Annotated in this window: 24 protein-coding genes and 1 other annotated feature; of the genes, 23 read left to right on the forward strand and 1 reads right to left on the reverse strand. The window is 46.0% G+C overall.

Features of this window, described 5'->3' with window-relative positions; all coding sequences use genetic code 11:
• The first annotated feature begins 71 nt into the window (after positions 1-71).
• Positions 72-1,118: a vWA domain-containing protein gene (locus tag ACPW7J_RS04395; RefSeq protein WP_425756832.1), complete on the forward strand. Its 1,047-nt coding sequence runs from the start codon at positions 72-74 to the stop codon at positions 1,116-1,118.
• A 133-nt stretch (positions 1,119-1,251) separates the two neighbouring features.
• On the opposite strand, the gene lexA is transcribed toward ACPW7J_RS04395, so the two are convergent.
• Entirely contained in the window at positions 1,252-1,905 is a 654-nt protein-coding gene (gene lexA / locus ACPW7J_RS04400) for a transcriptional repressor LexA (protein ID WP_425756834.1), read from the reverse strand.
• A 222-nt stretch (positions 1,906-2,127) separates the two neighbouring features.
• Between lexA and ACPW7J_RS04405 the strand changes: the two genes are divergently transcribed.
• From ACPW7J_RS04405 to ACPW7J_RS04510, 22 genes are all read left to right on the forward strand, one after another.
• The gene (locus ACPW7J_RS04405) at positions 2,128-2,631 is read left to right on the forward strand and encodes a Na+/H+ antiporter subunit E (RefSeq protein WP_425756836.1); all 504 of its coding nucleotides are present in this window, start codon (positions 2,128-2,130) and stop codon (positions 2,629-2,631) included.
• A gap of 29 nt (positions 2,632-2,660) precedes the next feature.
• Entirely contained in the window at positions 2,661-2,933 is a 273-nt protein-coding gene (locus ACPW7J_RS04410) for a monovalent cation/H+ antiporter complex subunit F (RefSeq protein WP_161873749.1), read from the forward strand.
• Complete coding sequence (gene mnhG, locus ACPW7J_RS04415) at positions 2,923-3,246, forward strand: monovalent cation/H(+) antiporter subunit G (protein WP_425756838.1); 324 nt, start codon at positions 2,923-2,925, stop codon at positions 3,244-3,246. Before ACPW7J_RS04410 ends, mnhG begins: the two co-directional genes overlap by 11 nt.
• A complete protein-coding gene (locus ACPW7J_RS04420; RefSeq protein WP_161873751.1) occupies positions 3,227-3,469 on the forward strand; it encodes a hydrogenase subunit MbhD domain-containing protein in 243 nt (80 codons plus the stop codon). Before mnhG ends, ACPW7J_RS04420 begins: the two co-directional genes overlap by 20 nt.
• A complete protein-coding gene (mbhE, locus tag ACPW7J_RS04425) occupies positions 3,469-4,242 on the forward strand; it encodes a hydrogen gas-evolving membrane-bound hydrogenase subunit E (protein WP_161873752.1) in 774 nt (257 codons plus the stop codon). The genes ACPW7J_RS04420 and mbhE overlap by 1 nt, the downstream gene beginning before the upstream one ends.
• Positions 4,229-4,606: a cation:proton antiporter subunit C gene (locus tag ACPW7J_RS04430; RefSeq protein WP_161873753.1), complete on the forward strand. Its 378-nt coding sequence runs from the start codon at positions 4,229-4,231 to the stop codon at positions 4,604-4,606. Before mbhE ends, ACPW7J_RS04430 begins: the two co-directional genes overlap by 14 nt.
• Positions 4,603-6,084: a monovalent cation/H+ antiporter subunit D family protein gene (locus tag ACPW7J_RS04435; protein WP_161873754.1), complete on the forward strand. Its 1,482-nt coding sequence runs from the start codon at positions 4,603-4,605 to the stop codon at positions 6,082-6,084. Before ACPW7J_RS04430 ends, ACPW7J_RS04435 begins: the two co-directional genes overlap by 4 nt.
• Entirely contained in the window at positions 6,085-7,602 is a 1,518-nt protein-coding gene (locus ACPW7J_RS04440) for a monovalent cation/H+ antiporter subunit D family protein (RefSeq protein ID WP_425756842.1), read from the forward strand.
• A complete protein-coding gene (locus ACPW7J_RS04445) occupies positions 7,599-7,748 on the forward strand; it encodes a hypothetical protein (RefSeq protein WP_161873756.1) in 150 nt (49 codons plus the stop codon). Before ACPW7J_RS04440 ends, ACPW7J_RS04445 begins: the two co-directional genes overlap by 4 nt.
• Entirely contained in the window at positions 7,741-9,474 is a 1,734-nt protein-coding gene (locus ACPW7J_RS04450; RefSeq protein ID WP_425756844.1) for a proton-conducting transporter membrane subunit, read from the forward strand. Before ACPW7J_RS04445 ends, ACPW7J_RS04450 begins: the two co-directional genes overlap by 8 nt.
• A gap of 31 nt (positions 9,475-9,505) precedes the next feature.
• Positions 9,506-10,885, forward strand: coding sequence for an MATE family efflux transporter (locus ACPW7J_RS04455; RefSeq protein ID WP_425756846.1), 1,380 nt, complete (start codon positions 9,506-9,508; stop codon positions 10,883-10,885).
• On the forward strand, positions 10,882-11,796 hold the full coding sequence (locus ACPW7J_RS04460; RefSeq protein WP_425756848.1) for an AEC family transporter: 915 nt from the start codon (positions 10,882-10,884) through the stop codon (positions 11,794-11,796). The genes ACPW7J_RS04455 and ACPW7J_RS04460 overlap by 4 nt, the downstream gene beginning before the upstream one ends.
• A gap of 30 nt (positions 11,797-11,826) precedes the next feature.
• Positions 11,827-11,950, forward strand: a sequence feature (ribosomal protein L20 leader region).
• Between the two features lie 11 nt (positions 11,951-11,961).
• On the forward strand, positions 11,962-12,486 hold the full coding sequence (infC, locus tag ACPW7J_RS04465) for a translation initiation factor IF-3 (protein ID WP_424959394.1): 525 nt from the start codon (positions 11,962-11,964) through the stop codon (positions 12,484-12,486).
• Between the two features lie 32 nt (positions 12,487-12,518).
• Entirely contained in the window at positions 12,519-12,719 is a 201-nt protein-coding gene (gene rpmI, locus ACPW7J_RS04470; protein ID WP_161873759.1) for a 50S ribosomal protein L35, read from the forward strand.
• 19 nt (positions 12,720-12,738) lie between these two features.
• The gene (gene rplT, locus ACPW7J_RS04475) at positions 12,739-13,098 is read left to right on the forward strand and encodes a 50S ribosomal protein L20 (RefSeq protein ID WP_161873760.1); all 360 of its coding nucleotides are present in this window, start codon (positions 12,739-12,741) and stop codon (positions 13,096-13,098) included.
• Between the two features lie 242 nt (positions 13,099-13,340).
• Positions 13,341-14,273, forward strand: coding sequence for an alanine-tRNA synthetase second additional domain-containing protein (locus ACPW7J_RS04480; protein ID WP_161873761.1), 933 nt, complete (start codon positions 13,341-13,343; stop codon positions 14,271-14,273).
• Positions 14,274-14,290: 17 nt separating this feature from the next.
• Positions 14,291-15,130 carry a fumarate hydratase gene (locus ACPW7J_RS04485; protein ID WP_425756851.1) on the forward strand — a complete coding sequence of 280 codons (840 nt, stop codon included), beginning with the start codon at positions 14,291-14,293 and terminating at the stop codon, positions 15,128-15,130.
• An 18-nt stretch (positions 15,131-15,148) separates the two neighbouring features.
• Positions 15,149-15,706, forward strand: a complete 558-nt coding sequence (locus ACPW7J_RS04490) for a Fe-S-containing hydro-lyase (protein ID WP_161873763.1) — start codon at positions 15,149-15,151, stop codon at positions 15,704-15,706.
• Between the two features lie 2 nt (positions 15,707-15,708).
• Complete coding sequence (locus tag ACPW7J_RS04495) at positions 15,709-16,698, forward strand: GntR family transcriptional regulator (RefSeq protein WP_425756853.1); 990 nt, start codon at positions 15,709-15,711, stop codon at positions 16,696-16,698.
• A gap of 483 nt (positions 16,699-17,181) precedes the next feature.
• Positions 17,182-17,793: a TetR/AcrR family transcriptional regulator gene (locus ACPW7J_RS04500; RefSeq protein ID WP_425756855.1), complete on the forward strand. Its 612-nt coding sequence runs from the start codon at positions 17,182-17,184 to the stop codon at positions 17,791-17,793.
• A gap of 4 nt (positions 17,794-17,797) precedes the next feature.
• Entirely contained in the window at positions 17,798-18,679 is an 882-nt protein-coding gene (locus ACPW7J_RS04505; RefSeq protein WP_425756857.1) for an ABC transporter ATP-binding protein, read from the forward strand.
• On the forward strand, positions 18,676-19,461 hold the full coding sequence (locus ACPW7J_RS04510; RefSeq protein WP_425756858.1) for an ABC transporter permease subunit: 786 nt from the start codon (positions 18,676-18,678) through the stop codon (positions 19,459-19,461). The genes ACPW7J_RS04505 and ACPW7J_RS04510 overlap by 4 nt, the downstream gene beginning before the upstream one ends.
• The last annotated feature ends 17 nt before the right edge of the window (positions 19,462-19,478 follow it).

Genomic DNA, 19,478 nt, shown 5'->3' on the forward strand with positions numbered 1-19,478 from the left:
TAGATGCGCTCAATAAGGGGTTGGCAAATAATTCACTAATGGAGTTTTATTATCTTTGTCGAAACATATTGGTGAAGACGGAGTCGGATTATGATAAATTTGATATGGCCTTTGCCGAGTATTTTCAAGGGGTAGAAGCGATTTCTGAATTGCCTGAGGAGCTGATCCAGTGGCTATCGGAAGGCGAACTGGAGCGTGATCTCGGAGACAGACCGGATTGGGCCGCAGAATATGGTTTCGATGAATTGATGGAAATGTTCAAGGATCGTCTGAAAGAACAGCATGAGAAGCACGACGGTGGAAATTACTGGATTGGAACGGGAGGAACTTCTCCGATGGGACATGGAGGCTATAATCCGGCAGGGATTCGCGTTGGCGGCAGCAGTCGTCATCGATCGGCAGTGCAGGTAGCAGGCGAGCGTAATTTTCGAGATTTCAGGCAGGATGATTCTCTCGATAACCGGCAATTTCAGGTAGCGCTGCGTAAGCTGCGCCAATTTTCTACCAGAGTGGATTGCGAAAGAACGGAGCTGGATGTAGACGGAACGATTGACGCCACCTGCGGAAATGGAGGATTATTGCAGCTTGTATATGAGAAACCCAGGAAAAATACTGTGAAGCTGCTCCTACTTTTGGATTCAGGCGGTTCTATGTCAGTACACAGTCAATTGGTAAATCAGCTTTTTTCAGCTCTGCATCAGGCGACGCATCTGAAAGATTTAAAGTCCTATTATTTTCACAACTGTGTGTATGATCAGCTTTTCACTACGCCTGCCTGTAGAAGGGGAGATTGGGTGGATACAGACTGGGTATTTGGAAATTTAGATAGTGAGTATAAGGTAATTTTTGTAGGAGATGCCGCGATGTCGCCCTACGAGCTTCTGGCGGCTGGCGGAAATCAGGATTGGTATAGCTACAATGAGGAGGCGGGCATTATCTGGCTGCGGAAATTCTTGCAGCATTATAAAAAGTGCATCTGGCTGAATCCGATGAAGAAGGAGAGGTGGGAATGGGCCTATGGCCGCAAGACCATTTCGATGGTTAGAGAAGTTTTTCCCATGTTTGAGCTGACAGTTGATGGGCTGGATAAAGGCATCCGAAGCTTATTGATGCGATAGCTAGACGACATGGATAGCGCCCCCCCAGTATCATTGAGAGAGGAGTATGCGGAACATACGTAGCATTATAAAAAGAGCGTCCTGCTAACCGGATATATATCAGTTTAGACAGGACGCTTTTAACGTTGAAATATTAACTGAAGTATCTAAATACGCCTTTTACTTTACCTAGAATTTTAACGTCTTGTACGATGATTGGGCTCATGGTATCGTTTTCCGGCTGCAGACGAATATGGCCGTTTTCTTTGTAGAAGGTTTTGACCGTAGCCTCGCTTTCAAATCCATCGATCATGGCAACAACGATTTCACCATTACGTGCGGTGTGCTGTTCCTCTACTAAGATTAAATCGCCGTCCATAATGCCGACATTAACCATACTCTCTCCTTGCACACGCAACATAAAGTTGCTTGTGCCGGCATAACGCGCAGGTATAGGCAGAGAGTCTTCAACATTTTGTTCTGCAAGGATAGGAGAACCCGCGGCAACTCGGCCGATAACAGGAACGTCTATGACATCTTCGCGATTTTGGGATTCTTCCTGATGGTGAAGACGGGAGCTTCCCATATCGTTTTCGGAATCTACTACCATCAGCGCTCTCGGCTTAGAGGGATCTTTCTTTAAGTAACCGTGCTTTACCAGATTGGCTATATCCTTATGAGCCGTAGAAGTGGATTTGATACCGATAGCCGCACAGATTTCTCTGACCGTAGGAGGGTAGCCTTTGGTTTTGACCTCGTTTTTCATGAATTCTAAGATCTTACGTTCTCTTTCTTTTAAATTATCCATAACGCCTCCTGCCTTAATGAATCTGTGTTCGTTTTATATTTATTAAAGTATATCATATTGCGAACAAAAAGTAAACATCTGTTCACAAAAAAGAATTCAATATGATGTTGAAAATAGATGCGAAATAGTCAAAAAATTTTGCAACTATTTGTGAAAATATTGACGTAGAACAAATTTTACCGTATAATAAAATGTATTTACAAAAACGGGGATATATGTGAAATGACTAAATATTGGTTAAAAGTAACGATCATACTATATATATTGTGGTTACTTCTCTCCGGCAAGACAGAAGCGAAGTTTTTGCTGACAGGCCTTGTGGCGGCGGGGGTGATCTCCTGGCTTTGCCTTAAATCTCTGTGGATTTTTAACGAGAAGAAACAAAATGCTTACAGCTTGCTGGATATCAGTCTGTGGAGATTTGCCAGGTATTGGTTGTGGCTCTTTGTGGAAATTGTAAAGGCCAGTCTGGATGTGGCAAAAATCGTGGTCAAACGGAAAATGCCTGTTGATCCGCAGCTTATTGAGTTCGATTGTAGGTTTGATAACCCGATTGCCACGGCAATGCTGATCAACTCTATTATCCTTACGCCGGGAACCGTGACGATCGATGTGTTGGACGGAAATCATTTTGTGGTGCATGCATTGACCTATGACGCTGCGAAAGGATTGATAGAGGAAGAAATGCAGCGTAAAATCGCGGCTGTATTTGGGCAGGCATACTAAAGTATTAGACGGCAGGAAAGGAACTTGCTATGGCTTTTTTGTTTAAATTTTTGTTGGTGGGCATTATCGCGATTATCGGCTTGATGCTGATCAGAGTATTTCGCGGACCGTCAGTATATGACCGGCTCAATGGTATCTTTGTTATGGGTATCGACGTTATCGTAGTGATTATGCTGATAGGTTTTATCGATGGGCGGGCCGATATGTACGTAGATATTGCTATTTCTTACGGAATATTAGGTTTTTTGAGTACCGTAATTATCGCCAGGTTTTTGGGAGGGAGGAAAAAGGATGATCATTAGAGAAATTTTGTCCGGCGTACTTCTGATCTCAGGCTTTATTTTTATGACGGTATCGGCCGTTGGAGTAGTTAGGCTTCCTGACTTTTTTTCCCGTCTTCACGCTTCCAGCATTGGAGAAACTCTTGGCATCGTGCTGGCCGGTATCGGTTTGGCGATTTATGGCGGTCTGAATTTGACCAGCGCAAAGATTCTTTTAGTGGTGGCGGCATTGTTTTTGGTTAATCCGTTGGGTACTCATTTGATCAGCAAGGCTGCGATTCGTTCAGGAGAGCAGCCGTGGAGGGAGGATTCACATGCAGATATTTCTCATTGAGGCCACATTACTTTTGTTCTTAATTGCGACGACGATTTTTATCATCATGGATAAGGATCTATTGTCTTCGGCTATCGTTTACTGCGCGTTTAGCTTTTGCACGATGCTGCTGTATATTATAATGGGCGCGCCGGACGTTGCGTTTACAGAGGCTGTTATTGGCGTTATCTCTACTACATATTTTGTATTGGCAATTGAAAGTACGGACAGGTGGTGTAAGTGATGGGAAAAAGCGCTACAAAGAAGGATGTGGCTAAGGCGGTTGGTATCGTTCTTTTAGTCAGTATTGTCAGTATCGCATGGAGCATCATCGATTTTTTACCGGCAATAGGTGATCCGCAGTCGCCGCCTAATCAGCATATATCTCGAGTCTATATCGAGGAGGGTCCCGCAATGACTAACTCGCCTAATCTGGTTACAGGGGTTTTGGCTGATTATAGAGGCTTTGACACTTTGTTGGAGACCACTGTGATGTATCTGGCAGGGTTTTCTGTGGCTATGATTTTGTCCAACAGAATGAAACGAAGATGGGATGCTACGATCTTCGGAGAAATGAAAGATTTCGGAGGACCTGATGTGCGGGTCATCATTCCAATAGCCGTACCGATTGTTTTAATTTATGCTGTATATGTACTGATGCATGGAGAGGTTAGCCTGGGCGGAGGTTTTCAGGCGGGCGCATTGATCGCCATGGCGTATATCCTCTATGCTATGGTAGCGGGAATAGAAATCAAAAGTGTGAAGGTCACGCAGCATTTTGCCGTCTGTATGGCAGCGACTGGAGTGTCGATATATGCTTTGACGGGTTTGCTTCCCATGCTCTTTGGCGGCAAGTTTCTGGAATATGGTAAGCTGCCTTTTCCGGTTCATGAAGCAGAGCTCCATTCGATTGGTATTCTGTTAATTGAAATCGGTGTTACAGTTTGTGTGGCAGCTACAATTATCACAATTTTGGAAGCTGTTTTAGAAAGGAAAAGTATTCATGAGCGAGATTAACGCTTTTTTGGCAGAGCGTGGTATTTATATGCTGACGATCATCCTTTTATTTTTGGGGATGTTTGGAATGGCAACCTGCGGTAACTATATGAAAAAGCTGATCTGCATGAATATCATGCAGGTGGCCGTAATCTTTTTTTTCCTGTGCCTGGGCCAGAAAAACGGCGGTACGATTCCTGTAACGTTGGCGGATTTGTTCCATGCGGAGGACTATATCAATCCATTGCCCCACGCCTTGATGCTTACGGCGATTGTAGTCAGCTTGGGAACTACCGGATTGGGACTTGCTCTGCTGATGAGAATTAAGGAGAAATATCAATCTCTTGAAGAAGAAGATATTATCAAAAAGGAGGAAGAATCATGATAGCGCTTTCGAATCTTCCTGTTCTTGTTATTTTTTGTCCTCTGATTGGAGCGCTGCTCTGTCCGATTGTTTCATGGTTTAACAGACAGGCCGGGAGGTGGCTTGTAACGATACTTTCCGGATCATCTCTTATAGCTTCCGCTCTGTTGCTTTGTCAGATCAGGGAAAATGGACGTATTCATTATTGGTTCGGCAATTGGGAGCCGCCTTACGGTATTGAATTTTCCGTGGATTCTATGAATGGTGTGCTGTTGGTACTGATAGGCTTAATGGGATTTCTCAGCGCTTTATTTGGCATGCCGTTTCAACAGGGTAACAGCCGCTTTAAAAGTGCGGGCTACTATTCTATTCTATCCCTTTTGATTACTGGACTTTTAGGGATGACTGCCACGGGAGATGTGTTTAATCTGTATGTATTTTTGGAGATCACGTCGTTATCCGGTTACGCACTAATTGCAATGGGCGGAGATAAGGGAGTAACGTCAGCGTTTCGGTATCTGCTTATCGGGACAATCGGCGCATCCTTTTACCTGCTGGGCATTGCCTTTATCTATGGAGAAACAGGTACGTTAAATATGTACGACATGTCTGGGCTGGTAGGTCCTGTACTGGAATCTGGCACGACTATGGTAGCTATGGTATTCTTTATTCTGGGATTTGGGATAAAAATGGCGCTCTTTCCGCTTCACGGCTGGCAGCCGGCAGCATATTCAGAGGCTCATCCTGGCGCAGCGCCTTTGATTGCAGGCGTTATGGGTAAAGTTCCGGCATACGCTATGCTGCGTTTTTTCTACTTTGTGTTCGATGCCAACAGAGAAAGTGTATCACGTTTTTTAGTAGTAGTTGGTGTTATGGCCTCCATGGGCATTCTCTATGGTTCGCTGAAAGCCATTCAACAAAAGGATCTCCGGAGGATGCTTGCCTATTCCAGTATTGCTCAAATCGGATATGTGGGCATTGGTATCGCCATGGATAATTTCTATGGGTTGGTGGGAGCTATGCTGCATATTATCAATCATTCCTTTATGAAAAGCGGCTTATTTTTCTGCATAGGCGGTATTCGCTATAGGTACGGGGTCTATTCGGTAAATCGAATTGGACAGCTTTATAAAAGGATGCCGAAGACAGTAGTTGTAATCGCTGTTTCGGCTTTATCTATGGTGGGAATACCTCCGATGGCAGGTTTTTTCAGCAAATGGTATCTGGCACTGGGCGCGGTGGAGGCAGGATCTTATGGGTATATCGCGGTGCTGATCGCCAGCAGTTTGCTCAGCGCTGTTTATTTTTTCGGTCTGTTGGAGCATATTTTTATGGATGCGGAACCAGCGTCAGAAGTAGATTTGACAGAGGGAAAGAGAGAATTACCATGGTCCATGATGCTTCCGATTATTCTTTGTGGGTTGGGCGTTGTTCTTCTGGGATTATGCAATACATGGTTTGTGGATTTATTGACGTCGACGATTACGGAGGTGGCATAGATGACAGAAATGCTGTTAACCTTTCGCCCTGTTATTGCAATTCTGATCTCTATGATTGCCGCGGGGGCTATTTTGGTCGCGGGGGAAAGAGTTTCTCCGAATATTCGAGAATCTATCACGATGGCCGCGGCCATTCTAAAGGCAATTTGTGTTTTTTCCATGATACCGGCGGCGCTGGTTGGAAATACTTTCGATATTACGCTATTTGAGATCGTGGAAGGCGTTGGACTTTCCTTCCGGGTGGATAGCCTGGGTATGGTTTTTGCCTGCGTAGCGTCAGGACTTTGGATTTTGACTAGTATATACTCTATCGGATATATGCGGGGGCATGACGAAAGAAATCAGACCGGGTATTTCTCTGCCTTTGCAATGAGTCTTTCCAGCGCTATAGGTATTTGTTTTTCAGCGAATCTGCTGACCTTCTTTATCTTCTATGAAATGCTGACGGCAGCGACGTATCCTCTGGTGGTACATTACAGGGATGAAAAAGGAAAAAGATCCGGACGGAAATATTTGCTGTATACGCTGACCAGCGGACAATTGTTTTTTGCTGCTATCGTGTATGTCTATATGAAGTGCGGAACGCTTGACTTCACTGCGGGCGGATTTATTACCGGTATGACGAGAGGGGAAGCCTCCTGGGTGTTCTTTTTGATGATTCTCGGCGGTGTAGTAAAGGCGGGCGTTATGCCTCTTCACAGTTGGCTTCCGGCTGCTATGGTAGCGCCAACGCCGGTCAGCGCGCTGCTCCATGCTGTGGCGGTAGTAAAGGCAGGCGCGTTTTGTGTAATTCGGGTTATCTGCTATACCTTCGGCCCGGATCTCTGCCAGACCTGCGGCACGACCAACGTTTTGGCATGGTTTGCGGTGGCAACGATTTTACTATCATCATTGATAGCGATACAAAAAGATAATCTTAAGGCCCGGCTGGCATTTTCTACAGTAGGGCAATTGTCCTATATCGTATTAGGCGTTTGCATTTTGACGCCGATCAGTGTGAGCGGCGCGATTTATCACATTGTAGCTCATGCGCTTATGAAGATAACGCTGTTCATGTGCGCAGGCGCGATTTTTGTAACAGAACATAAAGCTGACGTCAGTCAAATGCGCGGCATCGGAAGAAGAATGCCTTTGACTATGACGGCCTTCGCGGCAGCGTCACTGGGAATTGCGGGTATGCCGTTTATGGTCGGTTTTGTCAGCAAGGCCGGTATCCTGCAGGGCGCGGCGCAGGCGGGGCAGCCTTTATTCATTGCTACTCTGGTCGCCAGCGCGTTATTGTCTTTGACTTATCTGATTCCGGTAGTTTATATGGCGTTTAGCAACCGCAATGTGAATTCGGATTTTTGTGATGATACGTATGGTCTGGAGGGAGAAGCATCAAAGCCTTTGCTGTGTCCACTACTGATTACGGCTTTTTTCAGTGTGCTTCTGGGAATTTGTCCGGATTTGGGGATGCATTTGATGACCTTCGCGCAGCAGGCGGCGGCAGCGATCTTTGAAGGAGGCGGCTTATGATCATTTTGCTGAAATTTATGGCGGTAGGCCTTGGCGGCAGTATGGCGCTGATTTTGCTTGCAAAAGTGATTCTTGCACAGCTGCTGCAAAGGGAAAACGATTATTATACAGATGAATACGACAGGGGAGGTGAGGATCATGCATAATTTGCATCCGGGCTTAATCCTGATACTGTCGGGTCTTATTTCTTTCGTTATTCCACACAAAAGCGTACGCAATTGGGCGGCGCTGGCGGGAGCAATCATTGCTATGGCGGCAATGATTCTGCTCGGTGGCGGCGGGATGGAATATGGTTTTACTCCTTCGTTGACCTTTGAACTTCTGGCTGTAGACAGACTGTCAAAGACATTTGGACTGATCTTTTGCGTCATTGGGGTCATTGCCGCTATTTATTCTATGGATACTGGATCAAGAGGAGAAAAGTGTGCTGCGCAGATCTATACAGGTAGCAGCCTTGGCGTAGTCTTCGCGGGAGACTGGATATCGTTGATCTGTTTCTGGGAGGTTATGGCCGTAGCTTCCTGGTACTTGGTCCTGGCGGGAGGAACACATCAGGCCAGGCGCGCATCCTATCGCTATTTGGCAATGCACTTTTTTGGTGGAAATCTGTTGTTGGCAGGCGTGATATGGATTTGCAGTCAGGGTAGCTTTGAGGTGTCGCTGCTTACGGATAGCTTCAGTGGGGGATACTGGCTGATCTTATTGGGATTTGCTGTAAACGGCGCGATCCCTCCTTTGCATACCTGGGTTGCGGATGCCTATCCTGAAAGTACGCCGTCAGGGACGGTCTATATGGGCTCTTATACTACGAAGGTGGCTGTCTATGCGTTGATAAGAGTTTTTGCCGGAACGGAGGAATTTGTTCTTATAGGTGGTATTATGGCCGTATTAGCCGCCTGTATGGCTCTCGTTGAGAATGATCTTAGAAGACTCCTTTCCTATCATATTATCAGTCAGTTAGGTATGATGATAGCGGCTTTAGGTACAGGAAGTCATGTGGGGATAGATGGCGCGTCGCTTCACGCTGCGTATAATATTTTGTACAAAGGTGTTCTGCTCATGGCTGCCGGCGTGGTTATTACGGCAACGGGAAAGCGAAAAATCAGCGAGCTTGGCGGTTTGGCTAAGAAGATGCCGTTGACTGCCGTATGCTTTCTGTTCGCTTCTCTGGCCATTGCCGGCATGCCGTTTCTTAATGGATTTGCAAGTAAGGCTTTGATTATGGAATCTCTGCGAGAATATCCGATTGGATATTGGCTGGTCATGCTTGCCGGAGTGGGAACATGGTTATCTATCACATTGAAGATTAACTATTTTGTATTCTTCGGGAAAACCAGCAAAGAGGTGATATGCGGAAAAACGCCGGTGCACATGCAGGCAGCTATGGCAATCGGTGCAATCCTGTGCATTCTCACGGGAGTATTCCCTAATATTGGCTATAGCTTGACGCCGTTTTCGTCCATGGTTCATCTATTCAGTATAGATCATATTTTAGAATATGTTGGGTTGTTTATCGGAGCTACGGTTCCGTTTGTGATGCTGCTGCCGATGATGGCGCCTCACGATATGCTGAGCTTGGATTTTGATTGGGCGTATCGTCGTTTGATACCGAAAGCGCTGGTTTGGCTGTCGAAGCTGATCTGCAGAGTCTTTGATTGTTCTCAGGTATTTTTTGATCGAACTGTGCTTGTTTGCAGGCATGTTGCACTTCATCCTTTGAGAGCGCTTAGCAATGTACAGGATTTGAAGGATATGAAGGAGAATGAAGATGCAGGCGCTTTTGAAGGAGAAATGCCGGTCGGCATATTCATGCTGACATTTCTTTCGTTCTGTATTGTCGCATTTCTGGTGATTGCGATTCTGGAACAGTAATACTGAAAAAGAACATAAGGGAAGTGAAATTTTGCAAACATCATCTAATGATTTTCTTGGAGAAGAACCGGTTGGACGGCTTTTGTTCCGTATGGCCTTGCCTGCTGTAACCGCGCAGCTGATTAACATGCTGTACAATATTGTTGACAGAATCTATATCGGACATATTCCGGGAGAGGGCGCTATGGCTCTGACGGGTGTAGGCGTGTGCCTTCCTGTCATCATGATTGTAACGGCCTTTGCGTCTTTAATCAGTATGGGAGGAGCGCCGAGAGCTTCTATCTATATGGGACAGAAGCGAAATGATCTGGCAGAGGAGGTACTTGGAAGCTGTTTTACAGCACAGATTTTTATATCCATAGGTTTGACTGCTGTCTTACTTGCAGCGGGCCGCCCGATGCTTATGGCTTTTGGCGCAAGCGAAAATACGATTGCGTATGCGGCGGGGTATATGAGTATTTACGCGATAGGTACGGCGTTTGTTCAGTTGACTTTGGGGATGAACGCTTTTATTACAGCCCAGGGATTTGCCCGTACCGCTATGTATACAGTCCTGATCGGAGCAATTTTAAATATCGTGTTAGATCCTATATTTATTTTTGCTTTTCATATGGGGGTAAAGGGCGCTGCGCTGGCCACGGTGATCAGCCAAGGCGTGTCTGCCTTTTGGGTCGTTGCCTTTTTAGCAAGGGGAAAGTCGCTTTTGCGTTTGCGGTCTGGAGCTATGAGGCTAAAGCTGGATGTTCTTGGTCCTTGTCTGGCGCTGGGAATCGCGCCTTTTATTATGCAGGCCAGTGAAAGTGTGATTTCCGTTTGTTTCAATTCATCCTTGTTAAAGTACGGTGGTGATACTGCGGTGGGGGCAATGACGATTTTGACCAGTGTTATGCAGTTTGCTATGCTGCCTTTAAACGGCGTGGGACAAGGGGCGCAGCCTATTACCAGCTATAATTTTGGAGCGGGGAACAAAGAGCGAGTCCGCCGGACATTTCGAACTCTGCTGAAGGTATCAGTAACTTATGCTGCCATTCTGTGGGCGCTGATCATGGGTTTTCCGGATGTTTTCGCTAGAATTTTTACGGCGGACACCGTTTTGATTGGCTTTACCGCATGGGCGCTGAGGATTTACACAGGCGCCATGTTTATGATGGGGATTCAGGTTGCTTGTCAGATGACATTTATTGCCATTGGTAATGCGGGGGCGTCCGTTACAGTAGCGGTGATGCGGAAGTTTGTTCTGTTGCTGCCTTTGATTTATTTGCTACCGGCATTGTTTGAGGACAAGACTATGGCGGTATATCTGGCAGAACCTGTGGCTGATTTTGTGGCGGTAACGTTTACTATGATTTTGTTCCGCTTTCAGTTTCGAAAGGCGATACAGGGCATGAATGAGAAGGGAGAAAACGTGTGATTATAATAACGATTTGTAAATTATTGCTGGCAATGATCGTTGGATACTATCTCAACAAAAAAGATGTATTTTCGGTCGAAATGTGTCAGAAGCTTTCCTTCTTTATTGTGAATATCACGATGCCGCTTTTGATTATTACTTCTCTGGGCGATGTTGATATTTCTAATCGGGGAGAGCTGATTGGATTTATTCTGGTGGGAGCAGGATTTTATGCGGCCCTGCCTTTTTTAGCCAAGCTCATTGTTTTTGTGACAAACGTGAACAGAGAGGACAAGCCGGTTTATGAGATGTTCTACATCTTTTCTAATAATATGTTTATGGGATATCCTGTCGCGGCGGCGATCTATGGAAACAGCTGTATTTTTCATCTGAGCATGTTTAATTTAGGGTTTAATCTGCTATATTATACCTATGGAATCCGCTGTGTTTCTGGGCAGAAGGACGGTTTGAAAGGCGGTCAGGCATTGCGAAGAATGGTGAATCCGGGTACTGTTGCGTCGTTGCTGGCTATTGTGGTGTTTTTTATTGATCTGCAGATGCCTGCTGCTGTCAGTGAAATCTGCGGATACGTAGGAAATGTATCTTCTCCGTTGTCTATGGTTATCATAGGCGCTAATATCGGCGCGTATTCGCTGAAAAGTGTCTTTGCCGACGATAGGAAATTGTACTTCATGTCCTTTATAAGATTAGCAGTTATGCCGATAGTTGCATATGGGGTGATGACCTTATTGGGCTTTTCGGGAATTCTACGGGGAATTGCCGTGGTAACCATGGGGATGCCTGTTGCATCTCTGGTATCTATGGGCTGCAGCGAATACGGTATTTACGCCAGATTAGGGTCGGCAGGGGTTGTCATGACTACAGTTTTGTCCCTGGTTACGATTCCGATATTATTGATAATTTTGGGTTGACACAAGGTTAAAATGATGTTATAGTATTCTGGTATGAAGAAGAAGTTATCCGCTTCTCACCTTTCAGACGCACAGTTTGTCAGGTTAATAGTCAGAATGAATCGTCTTATGACGTGTTTTGGAGCGGGTACTTTACCCGCTATTTTTATGTGAAGTTCACAGGAGGTGCTAACCATTAGCAAGGAAAACAAGATTAACGAAGAAATTCGTGATAAAGAGCTGAGAGTAATCGATGAGAATGGTACGATGCTGGGTATTATGACCAGGGATGAAGCATTGCGTCTGGCAGATGAGAAGAAGCTGGATCTGGTCAATGTTTCACCGAATGCTAAGCCGCCGGTCTGTAAGATTCTGGACTATGGAAAATACAGATATGAGACGCAGAAAAGAGAAAAAGAAGCAAAGAAAAAGCAAAAGACCATGCAGGTAAAGGAGATCAGACTGAGCACCTTTATCGAAGATCACGATATTCAGGTGAAGGCGAAAACAGCTTGTAAGTTCCTGCAGGACGGCGATAAGGTCAAGGTGAGTCTGCGTTTTCGCGGCAGAGAAAGAGATTATACTGCAAGAGGCCGTGAGGTTATGGTGAAATTTGCCGAAGCTTGCAGTGAGGTCAGCACCATTGACAAAAAGCCTACATTTGAAGGCAGAAGCCTGACGATGTTTTTAGCACCGAAATCTGACAAGTAACCAATTATATTAACATAGGAGGAGAGAGCATCATGGCAAAGAATAAGATGAAGTCCCATAGAGGCGCATGCAAAAGACTGAAATTAACTGGTACCGGCAAGGTAAAGAGAAACAAGGCATACAAAAGTCATATCCTTACCAAGAAGACCCCGAAGAGAAAAAGAGGTCTGAGAAAGGCTACAACATTAACCAGCGCTGATGTTAAGAGAATGTTAAGATCCATGGCTAAATAATCGTAGGAGGTAGAGAAATATGGCAAGAGTAAAAAAAGGCGTAAATGCCCACAAGAGACATAAAAAAATCTTAAAACAGGCTAAAGGATATTACGGTGCAAAGAGCAAGGTTTTCAGAGCGGCTAACCCTGCTGTAATGAGAGCACTGAGATCTGCTTATGTAGGCAGAAAGTTAAAGAAAAGACAGTACAGACAGATGTGGATCGCGAGAATTAACGCGGCTGCAAGAATGAATGGTATGTCTTATAGCAGACTGATGGACGGTCTGAAAAAGAGCGGCATTGAAATCAACAGAAAGATGCTCTCTGAAATGGCTATTCACGATCCTGCTGGCTTTGCGCAGCTGTGTGAAACTGCAAAAGCAAACTGCGGAAAATAAACGTAGTAGATTTGAGAAGACGAAAGGGATTTCGTCTTCTTTTTCATATATGCAAGCTGAAAGAGTAGCAAGGAGGCTGATTGGTATAAGTGAATTTGTTACAGAAATTCGTATTCCGATTAAAGTCTGATTGTGGGAAAAATCAAATTGCATCAAAATTGTATCTGATACAAAATTATGGATGTATCATAAAAAATATGATACAATATAAGAAAATCACAAACTGAAATCAGGAGATCATTATGAGTAAAAAAAGAAATTATCGGATGCAGTCGCCTCATCTTTACAGTATTTTTTTTGCACCCAGAGGAAATGAACGTATGCTTCGTCTGGGCATGCATGTAGCGCAGCAATATTTGAACCCACAGGATAAGCTGATTGGGATTATCGGCGAAGCCGGAGCGGGTAAGAGCATGTTAATCAAAGGCATGTTTCCAGGGTTGGATTTGTGCAATGACGATAGCGGTGTGAATGTACGCCCTTTGCCGATTCTCAGCGTGGAGGAGGACGAAGGTTTTTATGCGCCTCATACATATCATATGGACGTGCGCTTTGAGTCGGCATTTACCCAGATGCACGTGCTGGCGGAAGCAGTAGAGGCTGCTGTCAGAAAAGGTCGCAGAGTTATTATCGAACATTTTGAATTGCTCTATCCGTTTCTCAAGAGCAATGCTCAACTTTTAATCGGCGTTGGAGAGGAAATTATCGTTACAAGACCGACCATATTCGGTCCTTTACCGCAGGATATTGCGAGTATTGTAATTAAATCTGTGCGTTACAGAAAAATGGCGCATACCGCAGAGGATTTAGTAGAGCATTGTATGCCTGCTGAGCTTTTTGAGAAATGTTATCATGGCGATATCAAGCGAGGCTTCTCACTGGGTTTTAAAGAAAAACCGGATATTGATATCGATCAGCTGATCAAAGATGTGAAAGGTTATATAGAGAAGGATATTCCTGTCACTTATTACGATGAAGACCATATTAAACTGGGGGATATGATTCATCCTTGTACCGGTCCGCGGATTCATGTCCGTTCTACTGGTGAAATCGAGAATTTTCGTTTGTTAAAAGAAATTTTTTACGATTCTATGGAGGATATGTACCTGATTATCGGTTTAGTCGGCGAGCGCTGGGACTATGAGACGCGTGATTTGAACAGAATTGAATTTTAAAACAGAACGGAGATAACATGAAGACTATAAATGTAGAACAAATCACCCAGGTGGTCAGGGACCTCTGCATTGAGGCAAACTGTCACCTGCCGGAGGATATCAAAGGCGCTATTGCAGGCTGTAAGGCCTGCGAGCCATTTGACATTGCAAAGAATATTTTAGAAAAAATTGAAGAAAACTACGGAATCGCAGATGCTGATAACGTGCCGATTTGTCAGGATACGGGACTTGCCTGTGTGTTTCTTGAAATCGGACAGGATGTTCATATTGAAGGGAATCTGAAAGACGCTGTGGACGAGGGAGTTCGCCGCGGCTATACGGAAGGGTTCCTGCGTAAATCCTGTGTGAAAGATCCTATCGATCGCGTCAACACCGGAGACAACACACCTGCGGTAATTTACTACGATATCGTGCCGGGCGATGGACTGAAAATCACAGTAGCGCCTAAGGGCTTCGGCAGTGAGAATATGAGTCAGATTAAAATGCTGAAGCCATCCGACGGCCTTGCTGGAGTTAAAGACTTCATTCTGAAAGTGGTGGAGGAAGCAGGACCTAATCCATGTCCGCCAATTGTAGTCGGCGTGGGACTTGGCGGCACTTTTGACAAAGCGGCGTTTCTGGCGAAGAAAGCTTTGATGCGTCCTTGCGATGTGCGCAATGAAAATCCGTTTTACAGCGCGCTGGAGCTGGAAATGCTGGAAAAAATCAATGGTCTTGGCATTGGACCGCAAGGCTTCGGCGGCAAAACGACGGCGCTGGCTGTCAATATTGAAACCCTGCCGACCCACATCGCAGGGCTTCCGTGCGCAGTCAATATCAACTGCCATGTGACGAGACACAAAACGGCTGTATTATAGGATGGGATGGTGAATCAGATGGAAAAGAAAATAACAATGCCGCTGACCGCAGAAAAAACCAAGGAACTGCGAGCCGGAGACAACGTGCTGATCAGCGGTGTGATTTATACAGGAAGGGACGCGGCTCATAAGCGGCTTTGTGAGCTTTTAGCGGCGGGAAAAGAACTGCCTGTAGATGTAAAAGACAGCATTATTTACTATGTAGGTCCTGCTCCTGCGAAGCCAGGACAGGTGATCGGTTCAGCCGGTCCGACTACCAGTTACCGCATGGATGCTTACGCGCCGGCTCTGCTGGATCTTGGTCTCAAGGGCATGATTGGCAAAGGTAAGCGTTCGCCGGAGGTCATCGAAGCCATGAAGCGGAATAACGCAGTGTATTTCGGCGCCATCGGCGGAGCGGGCGCTCTTTTGGCAAAATGTATTAAAAAAGCAGAAGTGGTCTGTTACGAGGATTTAGGCGCGGAGGCGATTCGCCGGCTGGAGGTGGAAAATCTTCCGGCTGTAGTGATTATCGATAGCCTGGGAAACAATTTGTATGAGGATGGCAGGAAAGCATATCTTGCCATGGAGAAATAGCTATGTTTGTGGATTTTAAATTGGACGACGCCTATCAGGGGCCAATCTATAAGCAGATAGCGGAGCGGATTTCTGACGCAATTCAGGAGGGAAAGTTGGCTGCGGGATTTAAGCTGCCTACGGTGCGGGAGCTTTCCGGAGAAATCGGCGTGGCATGTGGCACCATTAAGCATGCCTATGAATATTTGGAGGAGCAGGGCTTTGTGGAAATGGTACAGGGCAGCGGTTCCTTTGTGGTAGATCAGAAAGAGGATTCTGCCAGCCGCAAGGAAAAAGCCATGACTGCCATCGATGAACTCTTTGCACGGCTGGAAAGCCTGGGTTTTACGCCGAGAGAAATGGAAATCTATTTGGACCTGAAGCTGAGAGGCTTGGCGGAGAAGTACGATGTTGTAAAGGTCGCCCTAGTGGACTGTAACCCGGAAACACTGCAGATGATTGAGGGGCAGCTATCTCAGATTGGTTATGCTGAGACGGCGGCCTTTGATCTTGCCAGAATTGAGGAAGCCGAGGAAAGCTTGAACACGGATTACGATTTGATTTTGACTACATCTACCCATTTTGCACAGGTGGAATCCCATATCAGAAGCAGCAAAACCCTTGCTATGGTTGCCATGACGCCGTCGGTACATACCATTGTTCGTCTGGCGAAGATTGGAGACGCGCAAAAGGTGGGAATTTTCTGCGCCAGCGATGCTTTTGCCGGTGTAGTCAGGAGTAATTGCCAGGGAATGGGCAGATGGAGCGAACAGATGGCGACACAGCTTGCGGGTATCTTTGGAAAAGAGGAACAGTTCTTTGCTGAAAACGATGTGGTGATCGTTCCGGAGGGCTATGAGACGTTTATAGCGCCGGAAGAAAAGGAGCTGCTGCTGGAGTTTGCGCAGCGGGGCGGGGAACTGGTTTCCTATAGTTATAAGGTGGACAAGGGGTCTTTTCTCCACGTGGTAGATCAGATTAAACGGGTCATGAACAAGAAGCGGAGCATGTGATCGCGTTGTCTGCGATATTTGATCGCAGGGTCAGAAGAATGTATTGCGGGGGATACGCGTTTTCAGATTGCGGTTGTGCAGATGATGCGATAAAAATTGTTTCTGCATAACTTTTTGTTGGTTCGGTTGTGCAGGGAAAGCTTGAAAAAAGTAATTTGCACAACTTTTGCGGAAATCGTGGCGTTTAATACTGTGTTTGTTGTGTAAAGCAAGATGAAAGTATCTTGTTTTGCACAACTTTTTTGATGGAAAAAATGTTTTTTTGCGTTACGGAGCGCAAAAGTTGTGCAAGAGGCAGCGTAGGCAGTAGGATTTGCACAACCCGCAGGAGTGGAAGTTGTGCAAATTAGTGATGAAGTGGCGACATATGCACAACTGATGTAGGAAAATACCAGGAAACCGGATAGAAGGAATTGCACCCTTCTCAAAATCGGTCAACGGCTTTATAATAGAATAAAATCGGTCGGGAATGAAGGAGACGCTATGAATGAAAAGTTTTTTTCTCTGCCGGAAGAAAGGCAGCAGGCAATCATCAATGCTGGCTATAAAGTTTTTTCGCAGAATACCTATCATAACAGTCCCATGCGTGAAATTGCGGAGGCAGCGGGAATCAGCAAATCACTGCTGTTTCACTATTTTCATAACAAGAAAGAACTGTATCTGTTTTTGTGGGATACTTGCGCTAAGAAGACCATTGCATATTTGACCGAATGCGAATGCTACAGTCAGCAGGGGTTGTTTGAGAGTATAGAACGGGGCATGCGGGCAAAAATGGAACTGATCAGTCAGTATCCGGACATGGCAAATTTTACCATCAAAGCATTTTACGAAAAGGACCCGGAAATCTGCGCAGCTGTTTCTGAAAGCTATCATCGGTATTTTAATCTGAAAGCAGACCGCGCCCGTATCAACTTCGACCCGGCGCAGTTTGTGCCGGGACTGGATATTTCCATGATGTACCGGGAGATGTACTGGGCGTCGGAAGGCTATCTATGGGAGATGGTGCAGCGAGGCTCTATGGATGTCGCGGAAATGGAAAAGGATTTCACCAGACTGATCGCGTTTTGGAAAAGTATTTATCTTCGGAAGGAGTGATAGAATGGATGCAATCAAAATGGAGAATTTGACGAAATATTACGGAAAGAACCGGGGAATCTCCGGCGTCAGTCTGACCGTTTCCAAAGGAGAATTCTTTGGATTTATCGGTCCCAACGGTGCGGGGAAATCCACCACAATCCGCACGCTGCTGGGTCTGATCGAAAAGACCGGAGGAGACGCCTGGGTAGGAGGATTTGCTGCCGGCAAAGAAAAAGAGCAGATCCTTGTACGAACCGGATATCTTCCGTCGGAGGCAGTTTTTTATCGCGGGATGCGGGTGAAAGACATCTTGAAGCTGTCCGCGGGCTTGCGAAAAAAGGACTGCAGAAAGGAAGCTGCGCAGCTTTGTGAAAGATTACAGCTTTCTGAGAGCCGGAAGGTGGAGGAACTTTCTTTTGGAAACAGGAAAAAAGTTGCCATTGTCTGCGCGCTGCAGCATCAGCCGGAAATTTTGATTTTGGACGAACCGACCAGCGGTCTTGACCCACTGATGCAGAAAGAATTCTTTGAAATTCTCAGGGAACGCAATGCAGTAGGGACGACTATTTTTTTGTCCAGTCATATTTTGTCGGAGGTGCAGCGAAATTGCAGCCGCGCCGCCATCATTCGAGCAGGAAAGATCATCGCCTGCGATCGCGTAGAAGCCCTTTCCCGCACCAGCGCCAGGCGTGTTGCGATTTGCGGCAGCGTAAATCTCGACGGACTTTGCGGAATTCGTGACAGAAAAGAAATTGGGGAGCAGATCAGCTTTCTTTACAGCGGCGATATGAACAAGCTGCTGAGAAGACTGTCGGAGGGACAGATTGCGGATCTGGCCATATCTGAGCCGGATTTGGAAGAGGTATTTCTCCACTATTATGAGAAGGATGGTGAGGCGCTGTGATACTAGTTAGACATGAATTGAGACAGGGCCTCGTTTCGTTTTTGATTTGGACCGCGGCGATTTCTTTTCTTCTGGCAGTTTGTATCTTTCTTTTCCCCGAGATGAAAGACCAGATGGAAAGCGTTAGCGATGTGTTTGCCTCTATGGGCTCTTTTTCCGACGCGTTTGGAATGGACCGTCTGAACTTCGGTACGCTGACCGGGTTTTATGCTGTGGAATGCGGCAATGTGCTGGGACTTGGCGGCGCGTTCTATGCCTGCCTGTGCGCGGCTGGCATTTTGAGCAAGGAAGAAAAAGATGGAACGGCTGAATTTCTGCTGACCCATCCGATTAGCCGCAGACAGATCGTGATGGAAAAACTCCTCGCGGTATTGGTGCAGGTGACGGCGATGAATCTGCTGGTTTATGGGGTCTCTGTGTGCGCTGTCGCGGCGGTAGGCGAAGCGATTCCCTGGAAGGAAATCAATTTGATGCATCTTTCGTATTATCTGCTGCAGCTGGAACTGGCGGGGATTTGCTTCGGGATTTCCGCATTTATGCGGAAAGGCAGCGTGGGCGCCGGGCTTGGCGTCGCTTTTATGATGTATTTTCTGAATCTCATTGCCAACATCGCGGATGCGGCGGCGTTTTTAAAATATGTGACCCCTTTCGCTTACTGCGAAGGAGCAGATCTCGTGACAGCGGGCAGTCTCGATGGGACACTGGTCGCAATCGGGATGGTAATTGGGCTGCTTGGAATTGGAGCCGGTTATCTGCGGTATGTGAAAAAAGATATTTATTAAATTATTAGGAGCTCCAT

This window comes from Ihubacter sp. rT4E-8 (genome assembly GCF_049852125.1).
Taxonomy (GTDB): domain Bacteria; phylum Bacillota; class Clostridia; order Peptostreptococcales; family Anaerovoracaceae; genus Senimuribacter.

Bases quoted from the DNA above. Each gene is read 5' to 3' on its own strand.
- lexA (WP_425756834.1), bottom strand. From the start codon at position 1,905: ATGGATAATTTAAAAGAAAGAGAACGTAAGATCTTAGAATTCATGAAA.
- ACPW7J_RS04405 (WP_425756836.1), top strand. From the start codon at position 2,128: ATGACTAAATATTGGTTAAAAGTAACGATCATACTATATATATTGTGG.
- ACPW7J_RS04410 (WP_161873749.1), top strand. From the start codon at position 2,661: ATGGCTTTTTTGTTTAAATTTTTGTTGGTGGGCATTATCGCGATTATC.
- mnhG (WP_425756838.1), top strand. From the start codon at position 2,923: ATGATCATTAGAGAAATTTTGTCCGGCGTACTTCTGATCTCAGGCTTT.
- ACPW7J_RS04420 (WP_161873751.1), top strand. From the start codon at position 3,227: ATGCAGATATTTCTCATTGAGGCCACATTACTTTTGTTCTTAATTGCG.
- mbhE (WP_161873752.1), top strand. From the start codon at position 3,469: ATGGGAAAAAGCGCTACAAAGAAGGATGTGGCTAAGGCGGTTGGTATC.
- ACPW7J_RS04430 (WP_161873753.1), top strand. From the start codon at position 4,229: ATGAGCGAGATTAACGCTTTTTTGGCAGAGCGTGGTATTTATATGCTG.
- ACPW7J_RS04435 (WP_161873754.1), top strand. From the start codon at position 4,603: ATGATAGCGCTTTCGAATCTTCCTGTTCTTGTTATTTTTTGTCCTCTG.
- ACPW7J_RS04440 (WP_425756842.1), top strand. From the start codon at position 6,085: ATGACAGAAATGCTGTTAACCTTTCGCCCTGTTATTGCAATTCTGATC.
- ACPW7J_RS04445 (WP_161873756.1), top strand. From the start codon at position 7,599: ATGATCATTTTGCTGAAATTTATGGCGGTAGGCCTTGGCGGCAGTATG.
- ACPW7J_RS04450 (WP_425756844.1), top strand. From the start codon at position 7,741: ATGCATAATTTGCATCCGGGCTTAATCCTGATACTGTCGGGTCTTATT.
- rpmI (WP_161873759.1), top strand. From the start codon at position 12,519: ATGGCAAAGAATAAGATGAAGTCCCATAGAGGCGCATGCAAAAGACTG.
- rplT (WP_161873760.1), top strand. From the start codon at position 12,739: ATGGCAAGAGTAAAAAAAGGCGTAAATGCCCACAAGAGACATAAAAAA.
- ACPW7J_RS04480 (WP_161873761.1), top strand. From the start codon at position 13,341: ATGAGTAAAAAAAGAAATTATCGGATGCAGTCGCCTCATCTTTACAGT.
- ACPW7J_RS04485 (WP_425756851.1), top strand. From the start codon at position 14,291: ATGAAGACTATAAATGTAGAACAAATCACCCAGGTGGTCAGGGACCTC.
- ACPW7J_RS04490 (WP_161873763.1), top strand. From the start codon at position 15,149: ATGGAAAAGAAAATAACAATGCCGCTGACCGCAGAAAAAACCAAGGAA.
- ACPW7J_RS04495 (WP_425756853.1), top strand. From the start codon at position 15,709: ATGTTTGTGGATTTTAAATTGGACGACGCCTATCAGGGGCCAATCTAT.
- ACPW7J_RS04500 (WP_425756855.1), top strand. From the start codon at position 17,182: ATGAATGAAAAGTTTTTTTCTCTGCCGGAAGAAAGGCAGCAGGCAATC.
- ACPW7J_RS04505 (WP_425756857.1), top strand. From the start codon at position 17,798: ATGGATGCAATCAAAATGGAGAATTTGACGAAATATTACGGAAAGAAC.